The following is a 15,700-nucleotide window of genomic DNA, read 5'->3' on the forward strand; positions in this document are numbered from 1 at the left end:
ATCGGGCCGGCCCCGGGGCGGGTCGGCCCGGTCGATCCCGTCAGGGGTGCATCTCGTACGCGCCGGAGAGGGCGACCACCCGCTGCCACACCCGGGCGGTGCGGTCGGCGTCGGTGACCGGGCGGCGGAGGTGGGCGAGCGCCCAGGCGGCCTGCGCCTCGGTGGTGGCCGCCTTGCCGTGCAGCTCGGTGGCGTAGCCGGAGAAGTCCCGGACCAGCAGGTCGAAGATCTCGTCCAGCAGGTCGGCGTCGAGGCCGGTCAGCTCGGCCTGCTCCAGGATCAGCTGGCCGTAGACGACCAGGGCGAAGAGCTGGCCGACGGTGAGCAGGAAGTCCAGGTCCCGCTGCTGGGCCTCGTCCGGGGCGTGCGCGGCGAGCAGGGCGGTCAGCCCGTCGGCCTGCTTTCGGAACCGGGCCACGTTGGGCAGGTGGGCGTGCGCGTCGTAGGCGGCGCGCCAGTCGTGGAAGCGGATCGCGCCGAGGCCGCGGGCCGGGCCCTGCCGGAAGAGGAACTCGTCGTCGGCCGGGTCGCGCCGGGTCGGCACGGGCGGGTGTTCGGCCGGCCGGAACAGGTAGTTCGGCATGAACTTGAGGATCAGCGCCAGGTTGACGTGCACCGTCCCCTCCAGCTTCGGCAGGCCGCGGATGTCCTTGGCGGCCTTGTCGAAGTAGGTGTCGGCCTCGAAGCCCTTGGCGGCGATCACGTCCCAGAGCAGGTCGATCACCTTCTCGCCCTCGGTGGTGACCTTCATCTTGGTCATCGGGTTGAACAGCAGGTAGCGCCGGTCGTCCGGGCCGGCCGAGCGGAAGTAGTCGACCGCCCGGTCGCTGAACAGCTTCATGGCCACCAGGCGGGCGTACGCGTCGGTCAGCTCGCGGCGCACGTGCGGGAAGTCGGTGACCCGCCGGCCGTACAGCACCCGGTGGTGGGCGTGGGTGACCGCCTCGTACATGGCGTGTTCGCAGATGCCGATGGAGGCGGTGCAGAGGTTGAACTTGCCGACGTTCACCGTGTTGAGCGCGGCGTCGAAGGCGGCCGGGCCGGTGTGCAGCACGTCCTCGGCGCGCACCGGGTAGTCCTCCAGGCGGAACTCGCTGACGTACATCTGCGCGTTGACCACGTTGCGGACCAGCCGGTACGCCGGGTGCCGGCTGTCGGCGGTGAAGAAGACGTACCCCTCGGGGCCCTCGACGTCGGCGCGGCGGCCGAAGACGGAGACCAGCCCGGCGACGTTGCCGTTGCCGATGTAGTACTTGCCGCCGGTGGCCCGGAACCCGCCCGCCCCGTCGGGGGTGAGCAGCAGGTCGGTGGAGTAGATGTCGGCGCCGTGCGGCCGCTCCGAGAGGCCGAAGGCCATCACGTGTCCCTCGTCGAGCAGCGCGGCGGCGCGGGCCCGGGCGGCGGCGTTGCCGCTCTGCCAGACCGGCCCGAGGCCGAGCACGGTGACCTGCCAGGTGTACCAGTAGCCGAGGCCGTAGAAGCCGAGGATCTCGCTGAGCGCGGCGTTGCGGGCGGTGTCCCAGCGCTTGTCCGGGTCGCCGCCGCCGTCGGCGGCCGGGGTGAGGAAGGTGGCGAAGAGCCCCTCCTTGGCGGCGAAGTCGAGGAAGTCGGCGTACCACTCGTGGTGGTTGTAGCTCTCCACGAGGGCCCGCTTGCCGCGGGACTCGAACCAGTCGATGGTGGCGCGCAGCAGCCGGCGGGAGGTCTCGTCGAGGTCGGCGGGGTCGTAGCGGTGGGGGTGGAACAGCAGCGGGTCGGTCACGGGTTGGCCTTCCTGGCGGTGGCGGGGTCGAGGTCGCGGAGGGTGTCGAGGACGTCGTCGAGCCAGGCCAGCACCATGCGCTCGTACGCGATGCCGCCGCGCAGCACGACGTGCTGGAGCGCCGCGCGGGCGTCCCGGGCGGCGGGGTCGGGGAAGTCGCGGCGCTCGCCGGCCAGGTAGCCGGCGAGGGTGGCCTCGTGGTCGGCGCGGTAGCGCTCGACCTCGGCGACCAGGGCGGCGCGCCCGGCCGCGTCGTCGAACGCGGCGCCGCGGATCTTGACGGCCAGCTCGTGCCGGACCGCCTCCGGCTGCACCGGGGCGCGCAGCCAGGTGACCAGGGCGGATCGCCCGGTGGGGGTGACCGACCAGACCTTCTTGTCCGGCAGGCCCTCCTGGCCGACCTCCTCGGCGGTGAGCCAGTGGTCGCTCTCCATCCGCTTGAGCACCCGGTAGATCTGCTGGTGGGTGGCGGTCCAGAAGCGGCCGATCGAGCGGTCGAAGCGCCGGGCCAGCTCGTAGCCGGAGGCGGGCTGTTCCAGGAGCGAGACGAGAATGGCGTGCTCCAGCGACATGCCGGCCATCTTGCTATGCAACGAGTTGCATAGCAAGCCCCGGTCCGGGACGGCCTCCGGTCAGCGGCGGCCCAGCCGGGCGGCCAGCGCGGCGCGCAGCCGGTCGACGCCCTCGCCGGTCAGCGCCGAGACCGGCACGGCGTCCGGGCAGGCGCGGCAGAGCGCGGCCACCCACTCCGCCGGCGCCACGTCGATCTTGTTGAGCGCCAGCAGCTCGGGCACATCCCCCGCGCCGATCTCGTGCAGCACGCCGTGCACGGTGGTGATCTGCTCCAGCGCGTCCGGCGCGGCGGCGTCCACCACGTGCAGCACCAGGTCGCTGCCGCTCACCTCCTCCAGCGTCGAGCGGAACGCGTCGACCAGTTGGTGCGGCAGGTACCGGACGAACCCGACGGTGTCGGTGACGGTGTAGGTGAGGTCGCCCGTGGAGATCCGCCGCACCGTCGGGTCCAGCGTGGCGAAGAGCACGTCCTGGACCTGCGCGTCCGCGCCCGTGAGCCGGTTGAGCAGGGCGGACTTGCCGGCGTTGGTGTAGCCGGTGATGGCCACCGAGGGCACCCGGTTGCGGGCCCGCCGGCCGCGGTTGCGCTCCCGCCGCCGGGCCAGCTCGGCGACGTTGCCCCGCAGCCGGGTGGCCCGCTGCCGCAGCCGGCGGCGCTGGGTCTCCAGCTTCATCTCACCGGGGCCGCGGACGCCCATGCCGGCGCCGCCGGCCATCCGGCCGCCGCCCACCCGGGACAGCGCGCGGCCGTCCCCGCGCAGCCGGGGCAGTTGGTACGCGATCTGCGCCAGCTCCACCTGCACCCGGCCCTCGCTGGTGCGGGCGTGCTCGGCGAAGATGTCCAGGATCAGCGCCGTCCGGTCGACCACCCGCACCCCGGTGCGTTCCTCGAGGTTGCGCACCTGACCGGGGCTCAGCTCGCCGTCGGCGATCACCACGTCGGCGTGGGTCCGCTCGGCCACCGCGGCCAGCTCGTCCACCTTGCCGGAGCCCACGAAGGTGGCCGGGTCGGGTTTCGGGCGGTTCTGCACCACCGCGTCGGCGACGGTCAGCCCGTCGGTGTCAGCCAGCCGGCTCAGCTCGGCCAGCGAGGTCTCGCTCCCAGGGCCGCTCCCGTCGCCGCCCTCGGGGTGCACCGCCACCAGCACGGCGGTCGGCCGCCGTCCCGCCGTCGTGGCGCCCGCGCCCATCAACCACGTCCCGGCCATCGCCCACCTCGCTCCTCCGGCTGGGTGCGATCTACCCGGGCCGGACCGGACCATGCGGGGCGGGGAGATGGTCGCGGAGCGCGGCGAACTGCGCCACGGTCAGGTACGACGGGTTCGCCGCCTGCGGCTGGCGGAACACCTCGGCCCCGGCCAGCCGGGCGTCGGCCCGCAGCACCTCCCGCCGCACCCGCCGCGGCTCGTCCAGGATCGTCAGGTCCAGCGGCAGGGTCCACGGCCCGCCAGGCTCACCGGGGATCGGCGGCGCGGCGACCCGGCCCAGGCCCCACACCCCGTACGGGGCCCGGCCGCGGCTGCCGCTGGCCCAGAACACCACCGGCTGCCCGGGGCGCATCAGCCGGACCCGGTAACCGGGGCGGACGCACCAACTGGTCACCCGGGCGTCGGCGGCGAAGCGGCCCGCCAGGTCCACCGCGTCCGCATTGCCCTTGACCAGCCAGGCGCCGAGGTCGTCGAGGGTCACCCGCCGGTCGCTCATCCGGCCATTCTGCGGCCCGGCCGACCGTCGTGCCGGGCGGCGGTCAGATGATGAGGTGGGTCCAGTAGGTCAGCCAGACGGCGAACAGCGCGCCCTGGAGCAGCGCCAGCCCGGCGGTGAGCCAGGCGTCGAGGCCGGGCCGGCGGGCCCAGCGGGCCAGCACGAGCGCCACCGGAAAGGCGGCGAGCAGGTAGCGGAGCAGGCTCTTGTACACCGGCGGGCCCATCGACAGCGGCACCAGCACCACGATCACGGTGTAGACCAGGTACGGCCAGTCGGCCCGCCGGCGCAGCCCGACGGCCGCCACGATCAGCATCGCCACGGCGATCCAGACCCGGAAGGTGTCGGCCGAGTTGTCGCCGACGAGCGCCGACCCGGCCACGCCCAGCGGGTTCTGCACCTTGATCCCCCAGCCCTTCTCCTGGGCGTGCTGGTAGGCGAACCAGTCGCCGCTCTGCCAGCCACAGAACGCCATGAAGGTGAGCCAGCCGGCCGGGACCAGCAGCAGCGGCCAGCCCTGGCGCAGGTAGCGCGCCAAGGTGCGCGGGTCGAGCCGCCAGCCGTGCTGGCGCAGCAGCACCAGGGCCAGCGGGATCACCACCACGAAGCCGACCGAGCGGCTCATCGCCAGGAAGTAGCCGACGATCCCGACCACCAGCCAGCGGCGCTGCTCGGCGTACCAGAACGCGGCCAGGGCGAGGCAGACGAAGAGCGACTCGGTCAGCGCCGCCTGGAACAGGAACGCCGTGGGCAGGAGCAGCAGGTAGCGGGCCACGCGCCGGCCGTCCGCGCCGGCGTCGTCCGGGTCTCCGGCGCCGAGGAGCCGGGCGCCGAGCCGGTGGGCGTAGTAGAGCTGGAACAGCAGTGCCACGTTGGCGACCAGCAGCAGCGCCCAGGCGGTGTGCCCGCCGAGCAGCGGCGCCAGGGGGCGGGCCAGGAACGGGTAGAGCAGCGGGAAACCGAAATCGGTCCACGGCCGGTCCAGCGGCACCCGGGCCAGGTGGTCGTAGAGGAACGAGTCCCAGGCGAACCAGAGCGAGATCCAGCGGTGCGACGAGATCTCGTCCTGCTGGGCCCGCATCATCGCCTCGTCGGCGGGTGGCGCGCCGGGCACCTGGTCCCAGGCGGTCAGCACCAGCACGCCGATCAGGCTGAGCACGAGCTTCGAGCCGGCGAAGACGGCCAGCACGAAGCCCCACGGGGCGGGGACCCGCGCGGCGAGCCGACGGCCCGCCGCCGCCAGCCGGGCGCGCGCGCCCGGCCACAGGTCGGGGCCGGGTACGTCCGCCGTCCCGGCCTGCCGCTCGTCCGCCATCCCGCTCCCACCGGTCGCCCCGCGACCGACCCCCGGACCGGGAAACCGTCGGCGCTTCCCCGTTCCGCGCCGGTTCACACCCGCCCCACCCCGAACGGGTGACCCGGGGCCGGCGGATCGCGGGCGCAGGTGAGTCGGCCGGCAGGACGGGTAAGGGCGCTGCCGCATCGGCAGGCTGCTGGCGGGGGGCGCGGACGGCATGGGTGACGGCAACGGGACCGTGATCATCGGGGCGGGGCCCGCGGGGCTGACCGCCGCGTACGAGCTGCTACGGCACGGCGAGCCGGTCCGGGTCTACGAGGCCGACGAGGTGGTCGGCGGGATCAGCCGCACGGTGGAGCGGGACGGCTGGCGGTTCGACATCGGCGGGCACCGGTTCTTCACCAAGGTCTCCCGAGTGGAGGACTTCTGGCACGAGATCCTGCCGGACGAGGACTTCCTGCTCCGGCCGCGGATGAGCCGGATCTACTACCGGGGCGCGCTCTACGACTACCCGCTCAACGCCACCAACGCGCTGCGCAACCTCGGCCTGCGGGAGGCGCTGCGCTGCGTCGGGTCGTACGGCCGGGCCCGGCTGCGCCCGCCGAAGGACCAGTCGCACTTCGAGGGGTGGGTGTCGGCCCGGTTCGGCTGGCGGCTCTACTCGATCTTCTTCAAGACGTACACGGAGAAGGTCTGGGGGATGCCGGCCGACCAGTTGCAGGCGGACTGGGCCGCCCAGCGGATCAAGAACCTGTCGCTGTCCACCGCGGTGCTCAACGCGCTGCTGCCCAAGCGCAACCGCAAGGACGTGACCAGCCTGATCGAGGAGTTCCAGTACCCGAAGCACGGCCCCGGGATGATGTGGGAGCGCTGCACCGAGGAGGTGGAGAAGCGGGGCGGCACGGTCCGCACCAACACCTGGGTGACCGAGGTGCACCGGGACCCGGCGCAGCGGCGGGCCACCGCCGTCACGGTGGTCGACGCCGGAGGCGAGCGCACCGAACCGGCCGACCACGTGATCTCCTCGATGCCGATCTCCGCGCTGGTGCGGGCCATGCACCCGGAGGCGCCCCCGGAGGTACGGGCCGCCGCCGACGACCTGCGGTACCGGGACTTCCTGACCGTCGCGCTGGTGGTGCCGGAGGAGTTCTCCTTCCCGGACAACTGGATCTACGTGCACGACCCGGCCGCCAAGGTGGGCCGGATCCAGAACTTCGGATCCTGGTCGCCGTACCTGGTCAAGGACGGGCGGACCTGCCTGGGGCTGGAGTACTTCGTGTTCGAGGACGACGAGATGTGGCGGACCCCGGACGCGGACCTGGTCGCCTTCGCCACCGCCGAGCTGGAGCGGCTGGGCCTGGTCCGGCCCGGCTGCGTGGAGGCCGGCTACGTGGTCCGGATGCCGAAGGCGTACCCCGTCTACGACGAGCGCTACCAGCACAACGTGGACGTGATCCGACACTGGCTGGCCCGGGAGGTGCCGAACGTGCACCCGGTGGGGCGCAACGGGATGCACCGCTACAACAACGCGGACCACTCGATGCTCACCGCCATGCTGACCGCCGAGAACATCGCCCACGACGCCGGCCACGACGTCTGGACGGTCAACGTCGAGCAGGACTACCACGAGCAGCGGACGCCGTCGCGGCACGGCACCGGGCGGGACGCCCCGGTCATGCCCCGCCGGTAAGGCGCCGGCGTGAGAGCGGTCATAACGGCTGGACGCCCGGGGCGGGGCTGCTGCTAGCCTTCTCGGCAGGTCATGAGCGCCAGCGCCAAGCCCCGGCTCGCTGGCCGGCAACCCTCCTCCGCGGTGGGGTGCCCCGGGTGAAGACCAGGCACCGGCAGCCGCCGGTGCAAGCGTGGCCTGGTACCCAGGTCATCACCGACCAGAGGGAACCATGTCTGCTCAGCTTCGCACCCCGCCCGCCGACGGCATCGCCTACCCGGCGCGTTTCGCGCTGGTCAAGCGGCGGCACGTCGACCTGATGCGGGTGTGCAGCGACGCCTGTCGCCGCCCCGACGCGCGCTGAGCGCCACTCCCCCAACCTCCGCACCATCCCTTCCGGCTCGCCCGCCTCGGGCGTGCCGTCGGCGGCGTGCGCCCACGCCGCCCCGGACCCTGGAGACACCTGTGCGATTCCGTTCCGCCCTGACCCGCGCCGCCGCGCTCGGCGCCGCCGCCGTGCTCGCCGCCACCGCCCTCACCGCCTGCGGCGACGACGGCGCCACCAGCGAGGCCGCCAACCCGTACGGCCTGCTCCAGGCCGGCGTGCTGCGGGCCGGCACGCTCACCGACGCCCCGCCGAACGTGTACCTGAAGGACGGCAAGTTCACCGGCTTCGACAACGACCTGCTCACCGCCGTCGCCGCGAAGGTCGGCCTGAAGGTGGAGTTCGTCGGCACCGACTTCTCCGCCCTGCTCTCCCAGGTGAACAACCACAAGTTCGACGTGGGCAGCTCCTCCATCACCATCACCGAGGCCCGGAAGAAGACCGTCGACTTCGGCAACGGCTACGACTTCGGCTACTTCGGACTGGACGTGCCGGCCGGCTCCCCGATCAGCGGCTTCGACCAGCTCGCCGGCAAGCGGGTCGTGGTCGTGCAGGGCACCGTCCAGGACGACTACGCCACCCGGGAGAACCTCAACCCGGTGCGGGTGCCCGACTACAACGGCGCGGTCAACCAGCTCAAGGCCGGCACGGCCGACGCCTGGATCGCCCCGGCAGAGATCGGCGACAAGTCCGCCGCGGACAGCAGCGGGAAGATCAAGGTGGCCGCGAAGCAGCTCAGCCCGGCCCCGACCGCGTACGCGGTGGCCAAGGGCAACGACAAGCTGCGCGAGGCGCTGAACAAGGCCCTCGACGAGGTGATCGCCGACGGCACCTGGAGCCGGCTCCAGGCGCAGTACTACCCGGGCCGGCCGATCCCGGCCGACTTCAAGCCGGGCAGCGGCACGGTCGCCGTGCCGTCGCCGTCGGCGGCTTCCTGACCGGAACGATCGATTCGAGCGGGGCGGACGGAGACATGGATCCACTGAGCACCCTGTGGGAGACCTTCTTCGACTGGGACTCCATGCGCGAGGCGCTGCCCGAGATGCTGACCGTCGGGCTGCCCAACACGCTGATCCTGGCGGTCTCCGCCGCCCTGCTCGGCTCGGTGCTGGGCATGCTGCTGGCCGTCGCGGGCATCTCGCGTACCCGCTGGTTGCGGTGGCCGGCCCGGGTCTACACCGACGTGTTCCGCGGCCTGCCGGCGGCGGCGACCATCCTGCTCATCGGCGTCGGCCTGGCGCCGCTGGGCATGCAGGTGTGGGGCCCGAACCCGTACCCGCTCGGCGTGCTGGCGCTGTCCCTGATCGCGGCCGCCTACATCGGCGAGATCTTCCGCGCCGGCATCCAGAGCGTAGAGGCCGCCCAGCTGGAGGGGGCCCGGGCGCTCGGCTTCTCCTGGGGTGAGGCGATGCGCCTGGTCATCGTCCCCCAGGGCGTTCGCCGGGTGCTGCCGGCCTGGGTCAACCAGCTCATCGCGCTGATCAAGGACTCCAGCCTGGTCTACTTCCTCGGCCTGGTGGCCAGCCAGCGGGAGCTGTTCCGGATCGGCCAGGACTACGCCGCCACCACGGGCAACGAGTCCGCGCTGCTGCTGGCCGGCCTGTGCTACCTGGTGCTGACCGTGCCGCTGACCCACGCGGTCAACTGGATCGACCGGCGGCTGCGGCAGGGCCGGACGGTGGCCGCCCCCGACCACGACGTCGAACTCGACCCCGCCGGCGCGCCGGCTCCGGCCGGAAAGGACCCACGATGAGCACCGCCACCGCCACCGCCACCTCGGTCAGCCTGGCCGTCCGGGACGTGCACCTCGCCTTCGGTCGGCACCGGGTGCTGCGCGGCGCCGACCTGGAGGTGGCCCGGGGCGGGACCGCCTGCGTGATCGGCCCGTCCGGCTCCGGCAAGTCGACGCTGCTGCGGACGATCAACCGGCTCATCGAGCCGGACCGTGGTGACGTGCTGCTCGACGGGCGCAGCGTGCTGGGCGACGACCCGGACGCGCTGCGCCAGCGGATCGGCATGGTGTTCCAGCAGTTCAACCTCTTCCCGCACATGACCGTGCTGCGCAACCTCACCCTCGCGCTGCGCAAGCTCAAGAAGCTCCCCGAGGACGAGGCGGTGCAGGTCGCCCGGGCCCAGCTCGACCTGGTCGGGCTGGCCCACAAGGCCGAGGCCCGGCCGGCGCAGCTCTCCGGCGGGCAGCAGCAGCGGGTGGCCATCGCCCGAGCCCTGGCGCTGCGGCCGCAGGTGATGCTCTTCGACGAGGCCACCTCGGCGCTCGACCCGGAGCTGGTCAAGGGGGTGCTCGGGGTGATGGCCGACCTCGCGGCCGCCGGCATGACCATGGTGGTGGTCACCCACGAGATGGGCTTCGCCCGCGAGGTGGCCGACACGGTGGCCTTCATGGACGCCGGCGTCGTGCTGGAGGCCGGCCCGCCGGCCGCCGTCTTCGAGGCCCCGGAGCACCCACGCCTGCGTCGCTTCCTGTCCCAGGTGCTGTGACCCCGACCGCCCGGCCCCGCGCCCTCGTCCTCCGGGTCGCCGAGGTGGCGGGTCCGGGCGCCTTGGATGCCGCCACCTCGGCGGGCCGACGGCTCAGGCCGCGGGGCAGCGGTCCGAGAGGGCGTAGCGGGTGAGCACGACGTCGCCGATCTGGCGTACCTCGACGACCCGGGCACGGCGGCCCGGGTGCCACGGGAAGGCGCCCTCCCCGACGAACCGGGGCGCCCGGTGGTCGCCCACGAAGAACGGCGCGACCACCAGGTGCAGCTCGTCGGCGACGCCGGCGGTGAGGAACTGGCAGTGCACGGTGCCGCCGCCCTCCACCATGAGCCGGTCGACGCCGCGCCCGGCCAGGTCGGCGAGGATCACGGCCGGGGTGACCGGGTCACCCGCGTCGACCACAGTGGCCACCGCGCCCACCTGCTCCCGGGTCTTCTCCACCACACCGCGCGGGCAGTAGACCAGCTTCGGTCCGTCGCCCATGGTGAAGAACCGGGCGGTGGGGTCGAGGTCGCCGCTGGCGGTGACGGTCACCTTCGCCGGGGACGAGGGCAGGCCGCGGGCCACCCGCTCGGCCCGCCGCCGCTCGCTGCGCACCAGCAGCCGGGGGTCGTCGCGGCGGACCGTGGCGGCGCCCACCATGATCGCGTCGCAGGCGGCCCGGACCGCGTCGATCCGGTCCAGGTCGTCGTCGTTGGACAGCAGCAGCCGCTCGCCGGTCGCGTCGTCGATGTAGCCGTCGATCGACATGGCGCAGCTGAGCAGCACGTACGGCCGGCCGGTCACGGCACGAAGGGCAGGTCGAGGGCATGGTCGGCGCGTGCCACCTTGGCCGCCAGGTAGCCCGCGTTCGTCGGGGACAGGTGCACGCCGGTGAGCACCCGGTCGACCACCGTGACGCCCAGCCGCTCCAGCTGGGCGGCCTTGTCCGGGTTGTTGCTGAGCAGGGCCACCCGGGTCACGCCGAGCGCGGCGAGCATCTGCGCGGCCACCGTGTAGTCGCGCTCGTCGGCGCCCCGGCCGAGCGCCACGTTCGCCTCGTAGGTGTCCAGCCCTCCGTCCTGCAGGGCGTACGCGTCGAGCTTGGCGTAGAGGCCGATACCCCGGCCCTCCTGGCGCAGGTAGAGCAGGTAGCCGCCGGCGTCGGCGATCCGCTCGACCGCCTCGCGCAACTGCGGGCCGCAGTCGCACCGCTGGCTGCCGAACACGTCGCCGGTCAGGCACTCGCTGTGCGGGCGGACCAGCGGTGGAGAGCTCTCCGGGTCCCGCCGCTCACCGAGCCCGATCGCGAGGTGCTCGCGACCGTCGACCAGGCCGTGGAAGGAGTGCACCCGGGCGGTGGTCACGTACCCGTCGGGGAACCGCAGGGGAACCGTGACCTGGGTCCGAACCGTCGCGGTGGGCAGCGTTTCGTCCATGCTTCTCCTCAGTCCGGGCTGCCGGGACGTGCCGGCAACGCACACCTCGCACCAACACCGTAGGCGGGATCACCGACAGTCGCCGGTCTCCGGAGCCGGACGCCGGCGGACCAGCAGCACCGCGGCCCCCGGCAGACTGGCCACCAGGACCAACGCCCCGTAGACCGTGCCGGTGGCGACGCCCTGCGCGGCGGTGAGCCCGGCCGCGGCGAACGCCCAGGCGGCCACCCCCTCGCGCGGCCCGAATCCGCCCACATTGGTCGGCAGCCCCATGGCGAGCAGGGCCAGCAGGGTCAGCGGCAGCAGCCGGGACAGCGGCGCGTCGGCGCCCGCGGTGCGCGCCGCCACCACGAAGGTGGCGAGGTGGCCGGCGACCACCACGGCCGAGGCCGCCACCACGCCGAGCCAGGTGCGCCGGGCGAGCAGGCCGGCCCGGACGTCGGCGACCGCGGTGCGCGCCGCCCGGGCCCAGCGGGACACCCCGGAGCGGGGCACGGCCCGGGCGGCCAGCGCCAGGGCCAGCGCGGCGGCGGTCAGCCCGGCGGCCACCGCCGGCAGGTACGGGCGGACCGGGGACGGCAGCGCCGCCAGCACGGCCACCGCGATGACCAGCTGGACCACCTGGCCGGCGGTGCGCTCCCAGAGCACGGCGCGAACACCCCGGGCCACGTCCCCGGCGTCCCGGCCGTGCCGGACCGCCCGGTGCACGTCGCCGAGCACCCCCCCGGGCAGCGTGGAGTTGAGGAAGACCGCCCCGTAGCAGTGCGCGACCGCGGCCCGCAGCGGCAGCCGTACGCCCAGCCCGCCGGCGACGAGCGACCAGCGCCAGGCGCAGCAGACCGTGGTGACCGCGCCGATGCCGAGTGCGGCGGCGAGCGCCGGCGCGTCGATCAGCCGCAGCCCGGCCAGGAACGGGCCGGCGCCCATCGACCAGACCAGCGCGGCGAGCACGGCGAGCCCGGCGAGCGGGCGGGCCCAGGCCCAGAGCGACCGGGCCGGCGCGGGCGCGGCGGCCGGGACGGGCCCGGCGACGGCGGCGTGTGACAGCAGCGGTCCTCCCTCGGTCCATCCCTTGTCACGTGTCGCCGGCCGGTACGGTTCACCCGGCCAGCAGGTCGGCGTGGTGCAGCACCACGCGCAGCCGGCCGTCCGCCGCCGCGGCGAGCCGCCGCTCCCGGTACGCCCCGACCACGCCGCCCAGCTCCGGCCGCTCCTCGACGGCCGCGTCGAGCCAGCCGACCAGCCACTCCGCGGTCAGCGCGGCCTGCTCGGGACCGAGGTGCCAGGGGCTGGACCGGATCCGCACCGGCACGCCCCGGCGGCGGAAGGCGGCCACGGTGACGTCCACGGCATCCGGCCCGAGGAGGGCGCGACCGTCGACCGTTCGCCGCTGGTGGGCGTTGAACGCGGCCTCCAACGCGGCGTCGAGCGGATCGGCGGGGGTGAACCGCACCCGGCCCAGCACGGTGATCGCGAACAGGGAGGGGTGGCCCACGCACGCCGCCACCACCCGCTCGACCTCCTCGGCGGTGAGCATGTCCAGCAGCGCCGAGGCGGTGACCAGGTCGGCGTCGGCCAGGTCGGCGGGCGCCAACCGGGTGATGTCGGAGCCCCGGGCCAGCACGGTGACCGGGTGGCCGTCGGCGGAGCCGACCTCCCCGGCGGCGGCCAGCGCCAGCAGGTCGGCGTCCCGCTCGTGCAGCTCCCAGCGCTGCGGGCCGGGCAACCGCGGGGCGAGCCAGCGGGCCATCGACCCGGTGCCGCTGCCCAGGTCGTGCACGACCAGCGGCCGGTCGGCGGGCAGCCGGGCGCGCAGCGCGTCGACCAGGTCGGCGGAGCGGGCGGCCGCGTCGGCGGGTTCGCGCAGCCGCAGCCAGTCCGCGAAGTCGGGGGGTAGCAGGGAGGTGGTCATGCCGCGGTGGCCTCCTTGAGGGCGGCCGCCAGTCGGTGCGCGGTGACCGGCCAGCCGGTGAGGGTGTCCCGCCGCTGCCGGGCGGCGCGGCGCAGCCGGTCCCGCAGGTCCGGGTCGGTGAGCCAGCGGCGCAGCGCGTCGGCCAGCGCGGCCGGGTCCGCCGGGGGCACCAGCAGGCCGGGCCGGTCGCCGTCCGGGCCGCGCCCGAGCGTCCCGGGCAGGCCGCCGGTGTCGCTGGCCAGCACCGGTACGCCCCGCGCGAGCGCCTCGGTGACCACCATCCCGTAGGTCTCCCGGCGGGACGGCAGCACCAGCAGGTCGGCGGCGGCGTACGCGGCGGCCAGGTCGGCCCCGGTGCGCGGGCCGGCCAGCCGGACCCGGCCGGCGAGGCCGGCGTGGGCGAGTTGCCGGCGCAGCCGCGCGACGAAGTCCGGGTCGCGGGTGAGCGGGCCGACCCAGTCGCAGGTCCAGGGCAGTTCGGCGACCCGGTGCAGGGCGGCGGCGAGCACGTCGTGCCCCTTGAGCGGGGTGACCGCCGCGACGCAGAGCAGCCGGTCGCCGGCCGGCGAGCCGGGGGCGACCGGCGCCGGGTCGACGCCGGGCGGGGCGACAGCCACCCGGTCGGCGGCGAGCGGATAGCGGTCGAGCAGCCGGCGGCGGGTCCACGCGCTGGTGGTCACCACGGCGGTCGCCGCGGCCAGCGCCCGGGCCTCGACCTCGTCCTCGAGCGGCAGGTGCACCAGCACGACGAGGCGCAGCCGCCGGGCCTGCGGGGCCAGCACCTCCGGCACGGTCGAGGCGACCAGCCCGTCGAGCAGCACGACCGCGCCGTCGGGCAGCGCCGCGAGCACCCCCGCCAGCGCGGCCCGGTCCGCCGCCGCCGGGTGCGGCCAGCCACCCGGCACCGGGTGCTCCCGCACCGTCCAGCCGAGCGCGGCCAGCTCGTGGCAGGCCCGCCGGTCGTACCCGTTGCCGCCGCTGGGGCTCGCCGGGTCGTCGATGTCGCCCGGCAGCACCACGTGCACGACGGTCATCCGGTCAGAGCGACCGCTCGTAACTGGCCCAGGCGACGTGCGACTCGTGCAGGGTGACGGTGATCCCGGCCAGGCCGCGCGCCCCCTCGCCGAGCCGCCCGGCGTGCACGGCCTCGGCCAGCCGGTCGGCGACCGTCCGGGCCAGCACCTCGGTGGTGGTGTTCACCCCAGAAAAGTCCGGCTCGTCGTCGAGGTTGCGGTAGTTGAGCGCCCCGAGCACGGCCTTGAGCTGCTCGGTGGCCAGGCCGATGTCGACCACGATCCCGTCGGCGTCCAGCTCCGGCCGGCGGAAGGTGGCGTCGACGACGAAGGTCGCGCCGTGCAGCCGCTGGGCCGGGCCGAACACCTCGCCACGGAAACTGTGGGCGACCATCATGTGGTCCCGGACGGTGACGCTGAACACGGGTCACTCCTCTTCGTAGGTGATGAGCTGGCAGAGCGCGGGGAGCCGGCCCGAGGCGAGCCGGTCCAGCACGTCGGGCAGGTCCGCGAAGCGGGACGGGCCGGTGAGCAGCGCGTCGAACGCCGGGTCGGCGAGCAGGTCCAGGGCCACCGCCAGCCGGTCGGCGTAGCTCCGGTCCGCGCGCCGGGGCGACACGGTGCCGACCTGGCTGCTGCGGATGCCGAGCCGCTTCGAGTGGAACGCACCGCCCAGGGCCAGGGTGACCGGGCGGTCGCCGTACCAGCTCAGCTCCAGAACGCTGCGCTCCGGGCGGAGCAGGTCCAGGGCGCGTTGCAGCCCCTCGGCGCTGGCGCTGGCATGCACCACCAGGTCCCGGTCGCCGGCCGCGTCGGCGGGCAGCGCGAAGTCGACGCCGAGCGCCGCGGCCACCTCGGCCCGGGCCGGGTCGGCGTCGACCAGCTCCACGCGGACCCCGGGGAAGCGGGCCAGCACGGCGGCCACGCAGCAGCCCACCATGCCGCCGCCGAGCACGGTGGCCCGGTCGCCGACCAGCGGCGCGGCGTCCCAGAGCGCGTTCACCGCGGTCTCCACGGTGCCGGCCAGCACCGCGCGGGCCGCCGGCACCGGATCGGGTACGACCACCACGGCGTCGGCCGGCACCACGTACGCGGTCTGGTGCGGGTGCAGGCAGAAGACGGTACGCCCGCGCAGCTCCGCCGGTCCCGCCTCGACGGTGCCGACGCTCAGGTAGCCGTACTTCACCGGGGCCGGGAAGTCGCCCTCCTGGAACGGGGCGCGCATGGTGGCGTACTGGTCGGCGGGGACCCGGCCGCTGAAGACGAGGGTCTCGGTGCCCCGGCTGACGCCGGAGTAGCGGGCGCGGACCAGCACCTCGCCGGGGCCGGGCGGGGCGAGCGCGACCGGGCGGATCTCACCCTCGCCAGGGGCGCGCAGCCAGAAGGCGCGGGCGTCACCGGTCACGAATTCTCCTCTTTTCCGCATCCGGACCGAACCGGACGGCCGATTTTCCCGTGATGACTGGCA

17 protein-coding genes and 1 riboswitch are annotated in these 15,700 nt (G+C 74.6%); of the genes, 5 read left to right on the forward strand and 12 right to left on the reverse strand.

Features of this window, described 5'->3' with window-relative positions:
• Positions 1–40: 40 nt before the first annotated feature.
• From AC0OLQ_RS22795 to AC0OLQ_RS22815, 5 genes are read right to left on the reverse strand one after another with little or no spacing between them, the layout of a single operon-like run.
• The gene (locus tag AC0OLQ_RS22795) at positions 41–1,762 is read right to left on the reverse strand and encodes an acyl-CoA dehydrogenase family protein (RefSeq protein ID WP_484527939.1); all 1,722 of its coding nucleotides are present in this window, start codon (positions 1,760–1,762) and stop codon (positions 41–43) included.
• Positions 1,759–2,334, reverse strand: coding sequence for a PadR family transcriptional regulator (locus AC0OLQ_RS22800; RefSeq protein WP_484527940.1), 576 nt, complete (start codon positions 2,332–2,334; stop codon positions 1,759–1,761). Before AC0OLQ_RS22800 ends, AC0OLQ_RS22795 begins: the two co-directional genes overlap by 4 nt.
• 60 nt (positions 2,335–2,394) lie before the next feature.
• On the reverse strand, positions 2,395–3,543 hold the full coding sequence (gene hflX, locus AC0OLQ_RS22805) for a GTPase HflX (protein ID WP_484527941.1): 1,149 nt from the start codon (positions 3,541–3,543) through the stop codon (positions 2,395–2,397).
• 31 nt (positions 3,544–3,574) lie between these two features.
• Positions 3,575–4,039, reverse strand: a complete 465-nt coding sequence (locus AC0OLQ_RS22810) for a hypothetical protein (protein ID WP_484527942.1) — start codon at positions 4,037–4,039, stop codon at positions 3,575–3,577.
• 43 nt (positions 4,040–4,082) lie between these two features.
• Positions 4,083–5,354 carry a hypothetical protein gene (locus AC0OLQ_RS22815; protein ID WP_484527943.1) on the reverse strand — a complete coding sequence of 424 codons (1,272 nt, stop codon included), beginning with the start codon at positions 5,352–5,354 and terminating at the stop codon, positions 4,083–4,085.
• Between the two features lie 199 nt (positions 5,355–5,553).
• Here AC0OLQ_RS22815 and AC0OLQ_RS22820 point away from each other — a divergent pair, with 199 nt between their 5' ends.
• The 5 genes from AC0OLQ_RS22820 (at position 5,554) to AC0OLQ_RS22840 (ending at position 9,889) form a co-directional block, all read left to right on the forward strand.
• A complete protein-coding gene (locus AC0OLQ_RS22820; protein ID WP_484527944.1) occupies positions 5,554–7,026 on the forward strand; it encodes an NAD(P)/FAD-dependent oxidoreductase in 1,473 nt (490 codons plus the stop codon).
• A gap of 68 nt (positions 7,027–7,094) precedes the next feature.
• Positions 7,095–7,205: riboswitch (SAM riboswitch) on the forward strand.
• Positions 7,206–7,237: 32 nt separating this feature from the next.
• A complete protein-coding gene (locus tag AC0OLQ_RS22825) occupies positions 7,238–7,369 on the forward strand; it encodes a hypothetical protein (protein WP_255474577.1) in 132 nt (43 codons plus the stop codon).
• Between the two features lie 101 nt (positions 7,370–7,470).
• Positions 7,471–8,328 carry an ABC transporter substrate-binding protein gene (locus AC0OLQ_RS22830; RefSeq protein ID WP_484527945.1) on the forward strand — a complete coding sequence of 286 codons (858 nt, stop codon included), beginning with the start codon at positions 7,471–7,473 and terminating at the stop codon, positions 8,326–8,328.
• A 35-nt stretch (positions 8,329–8,363) separates the two neighbouring features.
• Complete coding sequence (locus AC0OLQ_RS22835) at positions 8,364–9,143, forward strand: amino acid ABC transporter permease (RefSeq protein WP_484527946.1); 780 nt, start codon at positions 8,364–8,366, stop codon at positions 9,141–9,143.
• Positions 9,140–9,889 carry an amino acid ABC transporter ATP-binding protein gene (locus tag AC0OLQ_RS22840; protein WP_484527947.1) on the forward strand — a complete coding sequence of 250 codons (750 nt, stop codon included), beginning with the start codon at positions 9,140–9,142 and terminating at the stop codon, positions 9,887–9,889. The genes AC0OLQ_RS22835 and AC0OLQ_RS22840 overlap by 4 nt, the downstream gene beginning before the upstream one ends.
• A gap of 93 nt (positions 9,890–9,982) precedes the next feature.
• Here the strand turns inward: AC0OLQ_RS22840 and AC0OLQ_RS22845 are convergent, their stop codons facing one another.
• The 7 genes from AC0OLQ_RS22845 to AC0OLQ_RS22875 all read right to left on the reverse strand — a co-directional run bounded on the left by AC0OLQ_RS22845 (position 9,983) and on the right by AC0OLQ_RS22875 (position 15,637).
• On the reverse strand, positions 9,983–10,675 hold the full coding sequence (locus tag AC0OLQ_RS22845; RefSeq protein WP_484527948.1) for a RibD family protein: 693 nt from the start codon (positions 10,673–10,675) through the stop codon (positions 9,983–9,985).
• The gene (locus AC0OLQ_RS22850; RefSeq protein WP_484527949.1) at positions 10,672–11,307 is read right to left on the reverse strand and encodes a GTP cyclohydrolase II; all 636 of its coding nucleotides are present in this window, start codon (positions 11,305–11,307) and stop codon (positions 10,672–10,674) included. Before AC0OLQ_RS22850 ends, AC0OLQ_RS22845 begins: the two co-directional genes overlap by 4 nt.
• 69 nt (positions 11,308–11,376) lie before the next feature.
• Complete coding sequence (locus AC0OLQ_RS22855) at positions 11,377–12,354, reverse strand: lysylphosphatidylglycerol synthase domain-containing protein (protein WP_484532408.1); 978 nt, start codon at positions 12,352–12,354, stop codon at positions 11,377–11,379.
• A 52-nt stretch (positions 12,355–12,406) separates the two neighbouring features.
• Positions 12,407–13,219: an SAM-dependent methyltransferase gene (locus AC0OLQ_RS22860; RefSeq protein WP_484527950.1), complete on the reverse strand. Its 813-nt coding sequence runs from the start codon at positions 13,217–13,219 to the stop codon at positions 12,407–12,409.
• The gene (locus tag AC0OLQ_RS22865) at positions 13,216–14,253 is read right to left on the reverse strand and encodes a glycosyltransferase family 4 protein (RefSeq protein WP_484527951.1); all 1,038 of its coding nucleotides are present in this window, start codon (positions 14,251–14,253) and stop codon (positions 13,216–13,218) included. Before AC0OLQ_RS22865 ends, AC0OLQ_RS22860 begins: the two co-directional genes overlap by 4 nt.
• A gap of 4 nt (positions 14,254–14,257) precedes the next feature.
• Positions 14,258–14,656 carry a 6-pyruvoyl trahydropterin synthase family protein gene (locus tag AC0OLQ_RS22870; RefSeq protein WP_484527952.1) on the reverse strand — a complete coding sequence of 133 codons (399 nt, stop codon included), beginning with the start codon at positions 14,654–14,656 and terminating at the stop codon, positions 14,258–14,260.
• Positions 14,657–14,659: 3 nt separating this feature from the next.
• Complete coding sequence (locus AC0OLQ_RS22875; RefSeq protein ID WP_484527953.1) at positions 14,660–15,637, reverse strand: zinc-dependent alcohol dehydrogenase; 978 nt, start codon at positions 15,635–15,637, stop codon at positions 14,660–14,662.
• Positions 15,638–15,700 lie beyond the last annotated feature (63 nt).

This window comes from Micromonospora sp. Utrum1, from assembly GCF_057197805.1.